Origin of the sequence: Hymenobacter sp. DG01, assembly GCF_006352025.1 — a bacterium.
Lineage (GTDB): Bacteria > Bacteroidota > Bacteroidia > Cytophagales > Hymenobacteraceae > Hymenobacter.
Window position 1 is genome coordinate 2,154,195 of the sequence record NZ_CP040936.1, and the last position, 16,224, is coordinate 2,170,418.

Annotated in this window: 10 protein-coding genes and 1 tRNA gene; 7 read left to right on the forward strand and 4 right to left on the reverse strand. The window is 61.5% G+C overall.

Annotated features, from left to right (window positions below):
• Positions 1-148 precede the first annotated feature (148 nt).
• A complete protein-coding gene (locus FGZ14_RS09035; protein ID WP_257883386.1) occupies positions 149-1,033 on the reverse strand; it encodes a carbohydrate kinase in 885 nt (294 codons plus the stop codon).
• A 484-nt stretch (positions 1,034-1,517) separates the two neighbouring features.
• Between FGZ14_RS09035 and FGZ14_RS09040 the strand changes: the two genes are divergently transcribed.
• From FGZ14_RS09040 to FGZ14_RS09050, 3 genes are all read left to right on the forward strand, one after another.
• Entirely contained in the window at positions 1,518-6,395 is a 4,878-nt protein-coding gene (locus FGZ14_RS09040; protein ID WP_139923467.1) for a gliding motility-associated C-terminal domain-containing protein, read from the forward strand.
• 75 nt (positions 6,396-6,470) lie between these two features.
• Positions 6,471-7,442 carry a type IX secretion system membrane protein PorP/SprF gene (locus FGZ14_RS09045; RefSeq protein ID WP_139923469.1) on the forward strand — a complete coding sequence of 324 codons (972 nt, stop codon included), beginning with the start codon at positions 6,471-6,473 and terminating at the stop codon, positions 7,440-7,442.
• Positions 7,443-7,481: 39 nt separating this feature from the next.
• The gene (locus FGZ14_RS09050; protein ID WP_219601094.1) at positions 7,482-7,685 is read left to right on the forward strand and encodes a hypothetical protein; all 204 of its coding nucleotides are present in this window, start codon (positions 7,482-7,484) and stop codon (positions 7,683-7,685) included.
• A 379-nt stretch (positions 7,686-8,064) separates the two neighbouring features.
• On the opposite strand, the gene FGZ14_RS09055 is transcribed toward FGZ14_RS09050, so the two are convergent.
• Positions 8,065-8,412, reverse strand: coding sequence for a hypothetical protein (locus FGZ14_RS09055; RefSeq protein WP_139923473.1), 348 nt, complete (start codon positions 8,410-8,412; stop codon positions 8,065-8,067).
• A gap of 588 nt (positions 8,413-9,000) precedes the next feature.
• Positions 9,001-9,074, reverse strand: a tRNA-Ile gene (locus tag FGZ14_RS09060).
• Positions 9,075-9,193: 119 nt separating this feature from the next.
• On the opposite strand from FGZ14_RS09060, the gene FGZ14_RS09065 reads away from it, so the two are divergent.
• The 3 genes from FGZ14_RS09065 to FGZ14_RS09075 are packed head-to-tail and all read left to right on the forward strand — an operon-like array spanning position 9,194 to position 11,767.
• Positions 9,194-9,850, forward strand: a complete 657-nt coding sequence (locus tag FGZ14_RS09065; protein WP_139923475.1) for an HAD family phosphatase — start codon at positions 9,194-9,196, stop codon at positions 9,848-9,850.
• Positions 9,816-11,081 (forward strand): site-2 protease family protein, encoded by a 1,266-nt coding sequence (locus FGZ14_RS09070; RefSeq protein WP_257883387.1) that lies wholly within the window; start codon positions 9,816-9,818, stop codon positions 11,079-11,081. Before FGZ14_RS09065 ends, FGZ14_RS09070 begins: the two co-directional genes overlap by 35 nt.
• 44 nt (positions 11,082-11,125) lie before the next feature.
• Positions 11,126-11,767, forward strand: a complete 642-nt coding sequence (locus FGZ14_RS09075; protein WP_139923477.1) for a hypothetical protein — start codon at positions 11,126-11,128, stop codon at positions 11,765-11,767.
• A 209-nt stretch (positions 11,768-11,976) separates the two neighbouring features.
• Here FGZ14_RS09075 and pgk read toward each other — a convergent pair whose 3' ends face one another.
• Complete coding sequence (gene pgk, locus FGZ14_RS09080) at positions 11,977-13,161, reverse strand: phosphoglycerate kinase (protein WP_139923479.1); 1,185 nt, start codon at positions 13,159-13,161, stop codon at positions 11,977-11,979.
• A 209-nt stretch (positions 13,162-13,370) separates the two neighbouring features.
• Here pgk and FGZ14_RS09085 point away from each other — a divergent pair, with 209 nt between their 5' ends.
• Entirely contained in the window at positions 13,371-16,142 is a 2,772-nt protein-coding gene (locus FGZ14_RS09085; protein ID WP_139923489.1) for a D-alanine--D-alanine ligase, read from the forward strand.
• Positions 16,143-16,224 lie beyond the last annotated feature (82 nt).

Genomic DNA, 16,224 nt, shown 5'->3' on the forward strand with positions numbered 1-16,224 from the left:
TTGTAGCAAAAAGGCCGCGCTAATTGGTAGCGGGGCCTTTTTGTTTACCTAAAAGACTTCGGATGCTCGGGGAGCCGCCGGGCAGGCTGGTGCATCTCAGGAGCAGGTAGCAAGCGGCTGGTTCGCACTCGGGGCAGGCCGGCGCTGCCTACACGGCCTGCCTAGCCATCAGCGCCTGCACGTCGTGTTCGGTAAACGCAGGGGTTGCGCCCGGATGGGTGGCCACCAGCGCGCCGGTAGCGCAGGCCAGGCGCAGCGCCTGCTCGGGGTGGGTGCCGGCCAGCCAGCCTTTGAGCAGAGCGGCCAGAAACGCGTCGCCGCTGCCGATAGGGTCTTTTACCGCCACCGGCACGCCAGGGGCACGGTAGAGGTGGTTGCCGGTCCAAAGCAGGGCCCCGGCGGCCCCGCAGGTTACGCACACGGCCTGCAGCCCAAAGTTTTCGGTTAGCCACTGCATAGCAGCGGGCAGTTCGGGCTCCTTTCCAAACCAAGCCATAATTTCTGCCAGCTCGTGGTGATTTAGCTTCAGCAGGTTGGCTTGCGCCAGCAGCTCGGTTACTACCGCCCGCGTGTAGTGCGGCGGGCGCAGGTTCACATCGAATACTTTAAGGCGGGCGCGCTCCAGCAGGAGCCGCAGGGTTTGGCGGGAATCGGGCTGGCGGGCGGCCAGGGAGCCAAATACCAATGCTTCAGCCTGATCCGCCCGCTGCTCCGGGGCCGCACCGGGCCGGATGTAGTCCCAGGCCACGGGCTGGTCAATCTGGTAGGTTACTTCCTGGGCCGCATCTACGTGGGCAGTTACCCGTCCGGTGGCGTAATGCTTGCTGCGCTGTATGAAGGTAGTATCCAGGCCGCGTGACTGTATAAAGCGCAGGAGCTCCGTGCCCGGCTCATCTTCCCCAACGCAGCTGATCAGGTCCGCGGAACAACCCAGCTGGCGCAGGTGCACGGCTACGTTAAGGGGCGCGCCGCCCGGCTGTCGGCCGCCTGGCAGTACGTCCCAGAGCATTTCTCCAAAGCAGACGATAGACATAGAAAGAAGGCAAGAAAGGGAACGGCTGCTGGCTTCGGCAGCGGAACCTGTGGCAGCCAACAGCTTATGGGGCAAGGGCGCCCCCTGCGCCACTAAAGTCCCTGGGTAGAAAGGTACGAGCCTTTGCCAATGTGCCCCACCCGAAAGTACTGAGCAAATTACTTTACGCAACGGGCACTACCAGAGGCACAGGCCAACTGCCGGGGATAGTGCACACCGCTTTTTTCAGGGCCTAAACCGGGGCGCATTAGCCCCATTTAGGGCTCTGGGGTAACCAGAAAGGCTTCTAGCGGTCGGCTGGCAGCGGTGCCTATCACTATTCTGACATTGCATTGCATAAACCTGGCGGGCAGTGTGTAGCTTTACTACAAACGGCTAGCTGCATTTCAGCAATACCCGGCCGTTGTGCTTCGTTTCTAAGGTAGTGGGTGGCAGCTTCTTTTTTGCGCATCTGCTTTCTCCTTTGCTCTTCACCTGCCCTACTATGCGTGCAGAACTACCGCACTCTACCCGTACCTCCTTTCTGTGCCTTACCCAACCCCGCCGGCCAGCCGGACGGGCGGGCGCGGCGGCCAGCCGGCTGCTGAGCCTGCTGCTACTTTTGCTGCTGAGCGGAGCCGCTACCACCACGTTCGGCCAGGCACCACCCCCTCCCCCCCCGGAGTGCGCGGCCGATGAAAAGTTTGCCAACACCTGGTACTTTGGCTTTAAAGCGGGGCTCGACTTCAACCAGGCCTCTGCCGACTCCCTTCCGAAGGTGCTCACAAATGGGGCAATGGATGCCCCGGCCGGCTCGGGGGTAATGTCAGACGCCAACGGCGAAATTCTGTTCTACAGCAACGGCGAAACCGTCTGGAACGGCGACGGTAGTGTGATGACCAACGGCACGGGGCTGGCAGGCAGCCGCTTCACTACCGACGGCCCCCTTCCCATCAAGCTGCCGGGCAAACCTATAGCTGGCCAACCCACGCGCTACCTGCTCTTTACCCTGAAAGACACCGTTGGCCTGAGCTACTCGGAAATTGAAATTCCTGAGGGTGGTGGGCCGGGCACCGTTATAGCGGCTACCAAAAACACCCCTCTGGCCCGCGGCACGGCGGAGAAGCTGACAGCCGTATTCCATAAAAACGGCTGCGACATCTGGGTTATCGCGCACGGCTGGGGCACTGCCAAGGGGGGGAATAATAACCGCGGCGACGCCTTTCTGGCCTACCGTGTGCGGCAATCAGCCGGCTATGTAGGTCCGGTCCTCATCGACGAGCCCATTATTTCAACCGTCGGCAGCCTGCACGCGCCAAGTGTGGCGGCCCTGGGCTATAAGGGCCAGATGAAGGTAACTCCCAATGGTCAGCAGTTGGCCCTGGCCCGCTACAGCGAAGTAGTGGGCGACAGCAGCAGCACCGTGGAGCTGTTTGGGTTTGATACCGGCTCGGGCCAGGTCAGCGTTAACCCACAGGTGCCGTACATTGTGGACAGCGGCGCCGGGAAATATTATGGAGTAGGGTTTTCGCCTGGCAGCTACCTCTATGCTACGGTGCGCAACCCGCCCAAACTGCTGCAATTCGACATCAGCGGCCGCGGGCCGGTTACCAAGGAAGACATTCCGCTCAAACAGAAAACCCCGGCCGACCTGGGCTCCCTGCAGGCCGCGCCCGACGGCAAGATTTACGTGGCCCGTGACAACCAGCCCGCGCTGGGCGTCATTCCGTACCCGGACTCGCTGGGGGCCAAGTCCCGCTACGCCGACGACAGCCTACAGCTGGGTGGTCGCCTGAGTGGCCTGGGCTTAGTCAACTTCAACCAGAGTTCTTTGTTGCGCGTGGGGCCTATTGCGCAGATAACGGGTTGTCGGCAAATCTCATTCACGGCCCCGCCCATTGAATTTGATAATAAGAAATATCTCTGGACGTTCGGCGACGGTGCCACCTCAACTGAGGAGAACCCCGTTCATATCTACGCCAGGCCCGGCAACTACACCATCACGCTGCGCATTGACACCGACTGTTTTTGCCGCCAAAGCTCGGGAATAATCCAGGTGCCTGATCTGCCGGAGCCGGGTAGCGTCGCGGGCCCGCAGGTGCTATGCGCTGGCGCTGCGCCGGCCGCTCTTACCAGCACTACCGGTGCCTCCAGTGATGCTGACCTTCCGCTTGTGTACCAGTGGCAAACCTCAACGGATAATTCTAACTGGACTGATATTCCCGGGGAAACCGCAGCCACCTATCAGCCCGGCAACTCATTGCCTGCGGGCGTTACGTATTTCCGGCGGCGCGCCCTGCTGCTTTTGCCTAACCAAACCGGTCCGTACTGTACCCCCACCTTTACCGCTTCGGTAGCCATTACCGTGCTGCCAGCCCTAACGCCGGGCGGCATTGCCGCCGCCCAGACGGTATGCGCCGGCAGCCCGGTTGCCCCCCTGACGAGCACCGCCCCCGCTACGGGCGGCACGGGCACGTTTGCGTATCAGTGGGAAGCGTCGGTAGATGGTGGTGCTACCTGGACCGCTATTCCAAACGCTACCAGCGAAACCTTCGCGCCCGGACTGCTCGCGGTTACCACGTCGTTCCGCCGCCAGGTAACCTCCGGGGCCTGCACGACTACGCCTTCCAACACGGTTACCATCACCGTGGTACCCGCCCTGACGGCCGGCACCATTGCGGCCAGCCAGACCATCTGCGCGGGCAGCATACCGGCCCCGCTGACCAGCGAAACTGCGGCTACGGGGGGCTCCGGCGCCATTGCCTACCAGTGGGAATCATCGGTGGATAATGCCACCTGGACGCCCATCGGCGGGGCCACCGGACCAAACTTTGAGCCGGGTCAGCTCAGCGTAACTACCTCCTTCCGCCGCCGGGCAACTTCGGGGAGCGGCTGCGCGCCGGTCTTGTCCAATGTGGTAACCATCACGGTAACGCCCGCCTTGGTGGCCGGCACTATTGCCGCCAGCCAAACGGTGTGCCCGGGTGCTACCCCCGCCGCGCTTACCAGCACGGCCCCTGCTACGGGCGGTACGGGCACGTTTGCTTATCAGTGGGAGTCCTCGCCGGATATCAACGTCTGGACGGTTATTGCGGGTGCCACCGCCGAAACCTTCGCGCCCGGTCCGCTCACGACTACCACCTACTTCCGCCGCCGGGTTACCTCCGGGCCCTGCGCCGCTACCCTGTCTAATGTTGTAAACATCACGGTACTGCCGACTCTAACACCGGGCCGCATTGCCAACGACCAGACCATTTGCGCCGGGGCTACCCCCGCCCCGCTTACCGGCCCGGCTAGTCCCGAGGGCGGCACAGGCAGCTACGCCTACCAGTGGGAATCTTCCCCGGACAACACCACCTGGACGGCCGTTGGCGGGGCTACCGGCGCCACCTTCGTGCCTGGTCCGCTTACGGCTACTACCTTCTTCCGCCGCCGGGTAGTATCCGGCGACTGTGGGCCGGTGTATTCCAACGCCGTAACCATCACGGTGGTACCGACCCTGACTGCCGGGAGCATCGCCGCTAACCAAACCGTTTGCACCGGCGGTACACCGGCTCTGCTTACCAGTACGACCCTGGCCGCGGGCGGCTCGGGCGCCATTGATTATCAGTGGGAAGCCTCGCCCGACAATGTAACCTGGACTACCATCCCCGGCGCCACCGCATCAACCTTTGCTCCAACTCCACTGGCCGCTACCACCTACTTCCGGCGGCGGGCAACCAGTGGGCCTTGCGGCCCGGTTTATTCCAACGTGGTAACCATCACGGTAGCGCCGGCCCTGTCGGCCGGTGTCGTTGGTCCCGCCCAAACGGTGTGCCCGGGCACTACCCCCGCGCCCCTCACCAGCACTACCCCCCCTACGGGCGGCACGGGCAGCTACACCTATCAGTGGGAATCTTCCCTGGATAACAGCACCTGGACGCTCATTGGCGGGGCTACTGCCGAAACCTTCGCACCGGGCCCGGTTTCGGTTACCACCTACTTCCGCCGCCGGGTAACTTCCGGGCCATGCGGACCCGAGGTTACGGCTTCGGTGGCGGTAACGGTACTGCCCGAACTGCTGGCAGGCACCATCGGCACCGATCAGGACATCTGCTCGGGAGCTACGCCGGCTCCGCTGGGCGGGGGCGGGGCCAGCGGAGGCACTGGCACCTTTACCTATCAGTGGGAAGCGTCCACGGATAACTCCACCTGGACGGCCATCAGCGGCGCCACCAATCCTGGGTTTGCCCCCGGCCCGCTCACGACGACTACCTTTTTCCGGCGCCGCGTTACATCGGGCACGGGCACTTGCGCCACGGCGGTTTCCAACGTGGTAGCGGTGCGGGTGACGCCCCTGGTGACGCCCACCGTAACCCTGGCTCCGGCTCCGGTGCAGTGCCCCGGCACTCCCCTGACCTTTACGGCCGTGGCTACCAACGTGGGGGCTAATCCCACGTTCCGCTGGCTGGTGAATAACGTGTTCGTGGCCAGCGGCCCCACGTTTACCAGCAGTACCCTCGTCACCGGCGACCAGGTGCGGGTGGAGGTAACGCCCACGGTGGGGCTGTGCAGCACGGGGCCGGCAACGGCTTCCGTTACCGTCACGCGCACGCCTACTTCCCTGCCTACCCTTACTATTGCCGTGCAACCGGGCGGCCCAGTGTGCCTGGGGGCTCCCCTAACCTTCAGTCTGACCAACGTGAACGGGGCGGGTCCGGCGCCGGAGTATCAGTGGCAGGTAAACGGCACCGATGTACCGGGCGCCACGGGCCCGGTATTCACCAGCACCACCCTGCAGGCAGGACAGGTCGTTACGCTGCGCCTGCGCACTACCAACATCTGCGCCCAGCCTGTTACGGCGGTTTCCAATGGGGTGCCCGTGCGGATTCAGCCTCCGGTGGATGTGGACGCCGGCCCCGACCGGGAAATTCTGGCCGGCACCTCCATCACGCTGGAGGGCCGGGCCGATGGGCGCTACCCCGTGCGCTGGACGCCGGCCGCGGGCCTGCGCTTTACCGGCGACTCGCTGCGGCCCGTGGCTACGCCCCGCGTCACGACCACTTACACCCTCTCGGCGGGAGCGGGCGGCTGCGCCGACTCCGACCAGGTAACGATTACCGTGCGCCCGGCCATCCGGATTCCGAACGCCTTTACGCCTAACAGCGACGGCCGCGACGATACCTGGCAGATTGAAAACATCGAGCAATTCCCCGACAATACCGTAACCGTGTTCAACCGCTGGGGCAACCAGATTTTCTCGGCCACCAACTACAGCCGGGCCAATGAGTGGCGTGGCGACATCAACGGCAAGCCCGCGCCGGTGGGCACCTACTACTACGTCGTCGTCACGAAGGGGCCGCTGGGCAAGTCCTACAGCGGGTCCATCACTATTCTGTATTAACCAAACACCCGGCCGTGCCAGCCACGGCCGGGCTACCTTCTACCCTCCCCGCGAGGTTCTCAGGCAACTTCTGCTATGAAAAGAGCTTTAACGCTACTGCTGCTTCCGCTGCTGCTGCTGGCTGCCGCCCCCCTCCGGGCCCAGCAGCAGGCGCAGTACAGCCAGTACATGAACAATAACTATATCCTGAACCCCGGTACCACGGGCGTTGAGGATTACATCGACGTCAAGACCAGCTACCGCACCCAGTGGACGGGGCTGGAAGGCGCCCCCAAAACCTACTACCTCAGCGCCAGCTCCTCGCTCGGCAAGTGGCGCAGCACCGGCAAGCGCACCCTGCGCGACCGGCGCCGGCCGTTTCACGCCATCGGGGGGCTGATATATAACGATGTAACCGGGCCAACCAGCCGCAAGGGGGCCTACCTCTCTTACGCCTACAACCTGGTGCTGGCACCCAACCTGCGGGCCGCCCTGGGCGTGTCGGCGGGGATGCAGCAGTTTGCCGTGGATGGGCAGCAGCTGCGGTTCTACGATACCACCTTTCAGGCAGGCAGCGCCGCCTCGCGGGTGCTCGACGGCTCTATTGGCCTCTGGGTCTATAGCTCCGATTTCTACGTGGGCATTTCGGGGGCGCAGCTGCTGGGCAACAAGCTCGACTTCTCCTACAGCCCCGATGGGGTAGGCGCGGGCGCGGGCAACACGCTCAAACGCCACTACTTTGCCACGGCCGGGGTGCGCGTGCCGCTCAGCGACGACTGGTCCCTGGTGCCCTCGGTGCTGCTGAAGGCCGTGAACCCGGCCCCGCTTTCCCTCGACCTTAACGCCAAGCTCAAGTACCAGGATTTGCTGTGGGGAGGCGTCTCGTGGCGGGCCTTCGACTCGTTTGTAGCCATGGTCGGTCTAAACTATGAGCAGCTTACCCTGGGCTACTCCTACGACGCGGGCCTCTCCCGACTGGCCGGCTACCACGGCGGCAGCCACGAGGTGTTGCTGGGGCTGCGGCTCAAGAAAAAAGCCCAGGTAGTGTGTACTAATCGGTTTTGGTAAAACTTGCCGCCGGCCCTACCCCACCCATATGGCGCGAAGGTGCTGCAGGGCATCGTATCGACCCTGTTTGGGGGCATCATCTGGGATGCACTTGCCCTACCCCTGAGCCTGAACTTAGAGGGTCCTACGTTTAAGCAACTGCGCAAGCTTGGCCGCACCCTCCTGATCGAAGTAAAGGGCCCGAGCCTGCCCGCGAGCAAACACCAGCTCACGGAGGGCGAAGCCAAGTTCAAGATTGAGTAGTGGGGCTCCCCTGCTACGTCATGGAAACGGCAGAGGAAGCCCTGCGCCTGATTACGGCTTTGGGATCCTAGTGAACAGGATAGTTGTGTATATGTCGCCCGTTTTTAGTACGCCGGTCAAGGTATATCCCTCCTTATATAGCCCCGTAACGACCCGGTAATAGGTTTCCGATGATTCCGTCATGGTCTTGCTGCTGTACCCAAAGGGCAAGTCTATGGTCGTACTCTTTCCTTCTCCGCGAGTAATGATCATTCTACTGGCACCTATTTGCTCACTTACGCGCACTACGACCACATCCGGATCAGTCGTCTGGGCCAATACGGGAGAGCTGCTCAGTACTAGCAGGCACCCCACCACATAGAATAGCTTTTGCATAAGGTTAGGGCTTCGGGGTCTTGGCCAAGATAAGAGTGTTGATCTGAGCCCCCTGCGTCGAAAACCCTATCAAAGGAGCACCAGCCAGTGAGGATTGAACTACATAGCCTTCCGCGTACAGCTTGGCCAGGACTTGCTGTAGGCCTTTTGCCCCAGCTGAGAAATTCTTATCACTCCCTCCATTCTCGATTTCAATCAACTCCACGGGGGCATCTCCCCGTGAAATAGCGAGGCGGATAGATTTTTCTCGTTCCAGCATTCGCACGACGATAACATCCGATTTCGCCTGCGCGAATGCTTGCGAGCTGCTCAACATCAGCAGGCAGCCTACTACGTAGAATAGTTTTTTCATAAGCTCCGAAGATACGGGCCGGCAAGAATTTACCCAGTGGCCGACGTCACTACCCTAGTTTGTACTACCCTTAGCACTCCCTACCTGCATGAGCCAATCAGCTGTTAGCAGTCTTCAGCTCTGCTTATTTACTACTCCTATCAGCCAGAAGCTCCGAGAAATTACCCCAGCTCAGCAGCTACGGCAGACCCACTGCGCCTACAACTACCTGCAGTGTCACTACTAGATGGCACGGGCCCCGAGTTGAGCCGCAGCCTTGGCGTGGCCCTCTCCAGCCGCCCGGGCATCTACTTTCCATACCCGGCAACTTCCTGATAAACAGGTTACCTAAATCCCTACGCCGCTCCTGGCAGCCAGGCCTCAGGTGTACATCTACCAGCCCCACGCGGCCCGCTCTGCTAACTACAGCACCACTGCCCGCTGGCAGAAAGCCCGCGCCACGTAACCGCCAGGATGGGCTAGCCCTTTTCCAGCGTGACCAGATTGCCCGGGCCGTACTTGTCCCCCAGAGGACAGGCATTTCTATTGGCAGAAGCATTGGCAACAAACAAAAAACCCGCTTTACGGTAGCGTAAAGCGGGTTTTGGGTGGGCCCAACTGGAATCGAACCAGTGACCTACTGATTATGAGTCAGTTGCTCTAACCGATTGAGCTATAGGCCCCTGCCTTCTCCAACCGCAGACAGTTGGTTTCAGCTGCGCAAACTTCGACTTTTGTCGGCAGATTTGCAACGCCTACCCCCTGACTTCCCGCAAACCGTTTACGGCCACCCCAGTCTATTATGCCAACCAAACTACCCAACCTGCTCTTCGATTTTGGGGGCGTCATCATCAATATTGATTATAACCTGACCCGGGAGGCCATGCGCCGGCACGGCAGCAGCATTGAGTTCACCCAGGCAGCCCAGGCCGAGCTGTTCGACCTGATGGAAACCGGCCGCCTCACGCCCGAGGAGTTCCGCAAGGGCCTGCGGGAGCATTACCAGCTGACTGCCACCGACGCCGAGCTGGACGCGGCCTGGAATGCCATGCTGCTGGATGTACCCGCCGAGCGGCTGGCCCTGATTGCCGAGTTGCGGGCCCAGGGCCACCAAACGGCCCTACTTTCCAACACCAACCAGATTCATATTGAGGAAATCAACCGGCGCTTGCGGAAGCAGTACGGCTTCGGGCACGGCATAGCCGACTGCCTGGACCGGGTGTTCTATTCCCAGGAGGTAGGTTGGCGCAAGCCCGGCGAGGAAATTTTCCGGCATGCCCTGGAGCAGATGAACTGGAAGGCTGAGGAAACGTTATTCATTGAAGACAGCCCCCAGCACATTGAAACGGCCCGCCGGCTGGGGCTGCGCACCTTATTCCTGACCCCGCCGCTCACGCTGCAAGACGCTTTGCCCGCCGCTCTCCGTGCCTTTCCCCGAGAATACTCCGCCCCTGTCTGATATCACGCCAGCGCCCCACCACTTCCCCAACCCGGGCCCCGTGCCCCCGGCGGAGGATGACGATGTAGAGGCCGCCTTCACGCGCTACGAGCGCCCCGCCCTACCCCGCTGGGCCCGCTACAGCCTGCACCTGCTGCTGCTACTGCTCACGCTGGTAACCACCACCTTCGAGGGCCTGGTGCTGGTGGCCGGTGCACTGGGGCAGGCCTACGCCCCCTATGAGCTGCTGGCCGGCCCCTGGCAGAACCTTTGGCCGGCCGTGCAGCCGGGCTTGTGGTATGCCGTGCCCTTTCTGGGTGTGCTGCTCGTGCATGAGTTCGGCCACTACTTCACGGCCCGCTACTACCGCATCCGGGCAACCCTGCCTTACTTCATTCCTCTGCCTATGGGGTTTGGTACGTTCGGGGCCGTTATCCGCATCAAGGACCGGATTTTTTCCCGGCGCGAGTTTTTCGATGTGGGCCTGGCCGGGCCTCTGGCAGGGTTTATAGTAGCGGTAGGAGTGCTGGCCTATGGCCTCACGCATTTGCCCCCGCTGGACTACCTCTACAACATTCACCCGGAGTACCGCTTCTACGGCTCCCGCTACGCCCAGTACGTGTACCAGGCGGGTCAGGGCGCGGGTACGGTGCTGGCTCAGCCCCTGTTGTTCCGGGCCATGGCCGCCACCCTAGCCGACCCGGCCCTGCTGCCCCACCCCAACGAGCTGGTGCACTACCCCCTACTGGTGGCCGGAATCCTCTCGCTATTCTTCACGGCCCTCAACCTGCTGCCGATTGGTCAGCTGGATGGCGGCCACATTGTGTACGGCCTGCTGGGGCCGCGGCGGGCGGCCAGGGTATCGGTGGTGTTGTTTGTGGGCTTTATTTTTTACGCGGGCCTGGGCTTGTTTTCGTTGGCCTCTGATGAAACTACCTGGCTGTACTGGGCCGGGCCTTACGCGGTGTATCTGTTTCTGGTATTCCGGCGGGTGGTGCCAACGGTGCGCCGGGCCTTGCTGCTGGGCGGGGCCGTCTGGCTGGCGCAGGTGGCGCTGGCCTCGGCTTTTCCCGGGCTGGAAGGCAACCCCGGCTGGCTGGTGTTCGGGCTGGTGCTGGCTCGCCTGACTGGCATTTTTCACCCGCCGGCCCCCGATGAGCGGCCGCTTTCCGCGGGCCGCAAGGTGCTGGGCTGGCTGATGCTGGTTATTTTTGTGCTCTGCTTTACGCCCTTTCCGCTTACATTCCGCTAAAGCCTTATCGGCCGGCAGCAGGGCCTGCTGCCCCGATTTTTTGAATGACAGTTCCGCAATTTTCTCAATACCAGTTCCTTCGGGGTTCTACTCAGCTACTGCTGCGCCAACACGGCCTGCACGTAAGCCAGCGCGGCTGGCGGGGGGCAACCTGGCTGGAAACCGAAATTCCCTACGAAGAGCTCTTGCCCGTGGAGCTGGAATATGCCAGCCCTTCTCCGCTCCATATTGAGCCTTTCCTGATAGTAGCGTGGCTAATTGCCCAGGCAGCACTTCACCTAACCCATAATCAGAAGGACACAGCCACTCTATTAGTAGGCGGTCTGGGGTTCGTGCTGGGGTTGGGGGTAGTAGTGCTGTTGCGCCGGCGCCGGACCCGCACCGTTACGCTGGCCACCAACCGCATCCGCATCGTGCTCCGGAACCGCCGTAGTCAGCACGAGGCCTTGGCTACCTTCACCACCGAGCTGCGGCAGCGGGCACATGGCTACCTGCGGGAAGAATACGCCCAGATCAACCCGCTGGGGCCTATTGAGCTGCAGTTGCACCGCCTGCGCTGGCTACACCAGCTCCGGGTGCTCAGCGCCGAAGAGCTGCAAACCCTCAGCACCCGCCTCACGGGCCGCCTCTCCCTGGCCCCCCTCAACCTGATGGGCCAGGAGCTGGAAACGCCGTACGTGAATTAAAAGTGAAGGGGTGAAGTGTCATGGCGAGGAGGCACGACGAAGCCATCCTTCCTGACCAACACCCTACCCCCTGAAACGTGACAAGCCCTTACCTCCATGCTGGAAGTAAGGGCTTGGCGTTTAGTAGGCTTTGAGCAAAAAGAGAGGAAGGATGGCGTCGGTGCCCTCGCCATGACACCTCACTCATGCACTCACTCGCTCATTTACTACTATCCCAGCGCCGTAACGCCGGGCAGCTCTTTGCCTTCCATGTATTCCAGCAGCGCGCCGCCGCCGGTGCTGATGTAGCTTACCTGCTCCGAGAAGCCGAGCTGGTTTACCGCAGCGGCCGAGTCGCCGCCGCCGATGAGGCTGAAGGCGCCCTGCTGGGTAGCATCGGCAATGGCCTGGGCCACGGACTCGGTGCCTTTGGCGAAGCTGCTCATTTCGAATACACCCATCGGGCCATTCCACAGGATGGTTTTCGACTGGCGCACGATGTCGGAGAAAGCCTTGATCGACTCCGGGCCGAGGTCGAGGCCCAGCCAGCCGTCCGGAATCTGGTCGTTGGGTGCCACCTTGGTTTCAGCGTCGTTCGCGAATTTGTCGGCAATGATGCTGTCGGTGGGTAGTACCAAGTTCACGCCTTTGGCTTTGGCCTTCTCGATCAGCTCCAGGGCCAGGTTCATCTTGTCGGCTTCCAGCAGGGAGTTACCAATCTGCCCGCCCTGAGCTTTAGCAAAGGTATAGGCCATACCGCCACCAATCAGCAGGTTATCTACCTTGTCGAGCAGCTTCTCGATGATGAGGATTTTGTCGGAAATCTTGGCCCCGCCCATAATGGCGGTGAAGGGACGCTCGGCCTGCTCCAGCACTTTCTTGGCGTTGTCCAGCTCGCCCTGCAGCAGGTAGCCGCCTACCCGGTCTTCGGGCTCAAAGCTCTCGGCAATAACGGCGGTGGAAGCATGCTTGCGGTGGGCCGCTCCGAAGGCGTCGTTCACGTACACCTGGCCCAGCTTAGCCAGCTTGGCGGCAAACTCCGGGTTACCTTTCTCTTCCTCGCCGTAGAAACGCACGTTTTCTACCAGCAGAATCTGACCGGGCTGCAGAGCGTTGGCTTTTTCCTCGGCCTGCAGGGCATCATCGGCAAACTGCACCTCTTGGCCGTACTCCTGGCCCAGGCGGGCTACAATGTGCTTCAGGGAGTATTTCTCCTCCGGTCCGCCCTTGGGCCGGCCCAGGTGCGAGAGCAGCACCACGGAGCCGCCATCCTGCAGGATTTTCTTGATGGTGGGGGTAGCCGCCCGGATGCGGGTGTCGTCGGTGATGGCGAAGCTCTTATCAAGCGGCACGTTGAAGTCCACGCGCACCACGGCACGCTTGCCGGCGAAGTTGTACTGATCGAGGGTTTTCATGGAAAAGGAAATGGGTTTGGCTGGGGCGAAGGTAAGATTTTGAGAGAATGAGGGGGTAGTTCAGAAGGTGCATACGCGAAAAGCAGGATGATTACGGTTCGTGTATTGTGCCTGACACATTATGGGCAGACTCTTTGTTGGTGCGCAGTAGCAAGCGTTTCGTATCCGTTACGTCCTCACCTCCCGAAATACTACCTTTGCCCCTACGTATGAAAATAGGCATCTTCTTCGGCGGCCCGTCGCGTGAGCGGGAAATCAGCTTTGCGGGCGGCCGCACCGTGTACGATAACCTGGATAAGTCCTTGTTCGAGGCCGTTCCCGTGTTTGTGGACAGCCGCGGCAACTTCATTCAGCTCAACTGGGAGTATATCTATAAAGGCACCATCCGGGACTTTTACCCGCCTGTATCGGCGTTGCCGCGCACGGAGCTGCCGGTGCAGATGTACTTCGAGAGCTTGGGCGAGCTGAGCCTGGAGGAGCAGGACCGCATCATTTCCGAAGTGGGCCGCCGCATTCAGCCCCAGGAGCTGAGCAGCCTCATGGACTTTGCTTTCCTGGCCCTGCACGGCCCGGCCGGCGAAGACGGCGCCATTCAGGGCCTACTGGAGTGGTACGGCATTCCGTACTCCGGCTCCGGCATTCTGCCCTCGGCTTTCGGCATTGATAAGATTGCTCAGAAAAAGCTACTAAAAGCGCTGAACCGACCTACCCCCGACTTCCGCCTCATCACGGCTGAAGAGTGGGACGCCGCTGATGCACAGGCTACCCTCGACTACCTGGTGCGCGAGCTGGGCTTGCCGCTGGTATTTAAGGCCCCGCGCCAGGGTAGCAGCATTGGCGTAAGCATTCTGCGCGAAGCCGACGTAGCGAAATTCGCCACGGCCGTGGAGCGCAGCCTGTTCCGCAAAACCGTAACCCGCCAGGAGTGGCAGGCACTGTCGGAAGAAAAGAAAACTGTGTGGCTGCAGCAGCTGGTGGATATCCGCGAGGGGATTGGTCTGCCGGTAGTGGTTGAATTGCCCGTCGCCAGTTCTCAGCTGTCAGGTTCAAGCAACGACATCACTGCCAGCAACTGGCAACCGGCAACTGATAACTCGCAACTGATCTATCAGCCCGAGCAACTCCTGAATACTCTGAACGAGCTGCTGCAAACCGCCGAAGCGGTACGCCTGACCAGTGTGGAAGGCGAAACCCAGGTGCTGGTGGAAAGCTTCGTGCAGGGCCGCGAGTTTTCGTGCATTGTGGTAGAAGACCCCGCTGGTCAGCCCCTGGCCCTACCCCCCACGGAGATTGTAAAGGGGGAGGAAATGTTCGACTACCGCTCGAAGTACCTGCCGGGCCTCTCGCGCAAAGTCACCCCCATTGATCTGCCCGAAGCAGACATTCAGCGCATCCGGGAAGCCTGCGAGGAAATGTTTCGCACCTTCGGCTTCCAGGTGTACGCCCGACTCGATGGCTTCATCGGCCCCGATGGCAAGCTGTTCCTCAACGACCCGAACACGACCTCGGGTATGCTGCCGGCTTCGTTCTTCTTCCACCAGGCGGCGGAAATTGGGCTGAACCCCTCGCAGTTTCTGACCTACCTGATTCGCACTTCGCTGGCCGCCCGGCGCCGGGCAGGGCTACGGCCCGTGAAGCTAGCCGGTCTGCTCACCCAGCTGGATGCAGCCGTAGCGGCCCGGGCCTCGGAGGAGCGCACCCGCACCAAAGTGGCCGTCATTATGGGCGGCTACTCCTCGGAGCGGCACATTTCGGTGGAAAGCGGCCGGAACATCTATGAGAAGCTCAGCTCCAGCATCAAGTACGAGCCGGTTCCGGTGTTTCTGACGGGTAGCAGCCAGGAGTTCCGCCTCTACGTGCTGCCCATCAACGTGATGCTCAAGGACAACGCCGACGACATCCGCGAGAAGGTAGAGCACATGGAGGCCGGCCACGGCCTGCACCCCATCCTGGAGCGCATCCGCCGCGAAGCCTCGGCTATTACCAGCACCTACGCTGGTCAGCCCACAGCCCAGCCGCGCCGCGTTTCCTTTGAGGAATTGGCACGGATGGTTGATGAGGTGTTCATCGCCCTGCATGGCCGCCCCGGTGAGGACGGTGCCCTGCAGCGGGAGCTGGAAAAGTTCGGGCTGCCCTACAACGGCTCGGGCGTGGAAAGCTCCAGCATCACCATCAACAAGTTCGAAACCAACCGCCGCCTGCGCGAAGCGGGTATGCGCGTGGCCGAACACCGCATGGCCAACCGCCTGGAGTGGGATGCCGACCACGAAGGCTTCTACCGCAGCCTGGAAACCCAGTTCCCCTACCCCTTCATTGCCAAGCCCGCCGACGATGGCTGCTCCTCGGCCGTGAAGAAAATCAAGAACCGCCAGGAGCTGGAGGCCTTCACCCGCCTCATCTTCCGTCAGGAGGAAACCCTCAGCGAGGCCGAAGCCACTACCCTCAGCCTGGGCTTCAAGGAGGAATTTCCGCAGAAGGACGCCTTCCTGGTGGAAACCCTTATTGACCGTGACGGCGCGGCCCACTTCCTGGAAGTAACCGGTGGCCTGCTCACGCACTGGACCGACGGTGGCGAGCTGCAGATTGAAGTGTTTGAAGCTTCGGAAGCTCTGGCTACCGGCGAGGTGCTGAGTCTGGAAGAGAAGTTCCTGGCCGGCGAAGGCCAGAACATCACCCCGGCCCGCTACGCCTCCGACCTCACGGAGCGCCAGCGCGTGTCGGAGGAGGTGAAAAAGGAATTGCGCCGGGTGGCCGAAATCCTGAATATTCAGGGCTACGCTCGCATTGACGCGTTTGTGCGGGTGCGCCAGAACGGGGCCGTGGAAGTCATCATCATCGAGGTGAACTCCCTGCCCGGCATGACGCCCGCCACCTGCATCTTCCACCAAACTGCCCTAGCCGGCTACACCCCCTACGACTTCATCGACCGGATTCTAGAGTTCGGCAAGCAGCGCACAGAGAAGGCCGTGGCACAGAATTAAAAGCTAGTTCCCCTCCTCAGATGAGGAGGGGAACTAGCTTCTAGTCTTCTAATTCCTAGCTTTGTCTCTTCTAGCCTCTGGT

Bases quoted from the DNA above. Each gene is read 5' to 3' on its own strand.
- pgk (WP_139923479.1), bottom strand. From the start codon at position 13,161: ATGAAAACCCTCGATCAGTACAACTTCGCCGGCAAGCGTGCCGTGGTG.
- FGZ14_RS09045 (WP_139923469.1), top strand. From the start codon at position 6,471: ATGAAAAGAGCTTTAACGCTACTGCTGCTTCCGCTGCTGCTGCTGGCT.
- FGZ14_RS09035 (WP_257883386.1), bottom strand. From the start codon at position 1,033: ATGTCTATCGTCTGCTTTGGAGAAATGCTCTGGGACGTACTGCCAGGC.
- FGZ14_RS09085 (WP_139923489.1), top strand. From the start codon at position 13,371: ATGAAAATAGGCATCTTCTTCGGCGGCCCGTCGCGTGAGCGGGAAATC.
- FGZ14_RS09075 (WP_139923477.1), top strand. From the start codon at position 11,126: ATGACAGTTCCGCAATTTTCTCAATACCAGTTCCTTCGGGGTTCTACT.
- FGZ14_RS09065 (WP_139923475.1), top strand. From the start codon at position 9,194: ATGCCAACCAAACTACCCAACCTGCTCTTCGATTTTGGGGGCGTCATC.
- FGZ14_RS09055 (WP_139923473.1), bottom strand. From the start codon at position 8,412: ATGAAAAAACTATTCTACGTAGTAGGCTGCCTGCTGATGTTGAGCAGC.
- FGZ14_RS09040 (WP_139923467.1), top strand. From the start codon at position 1,518: ATGCGTGCAGAACTACCGCACTCTACCCGTACCTCCTTTCTGTGCCTT.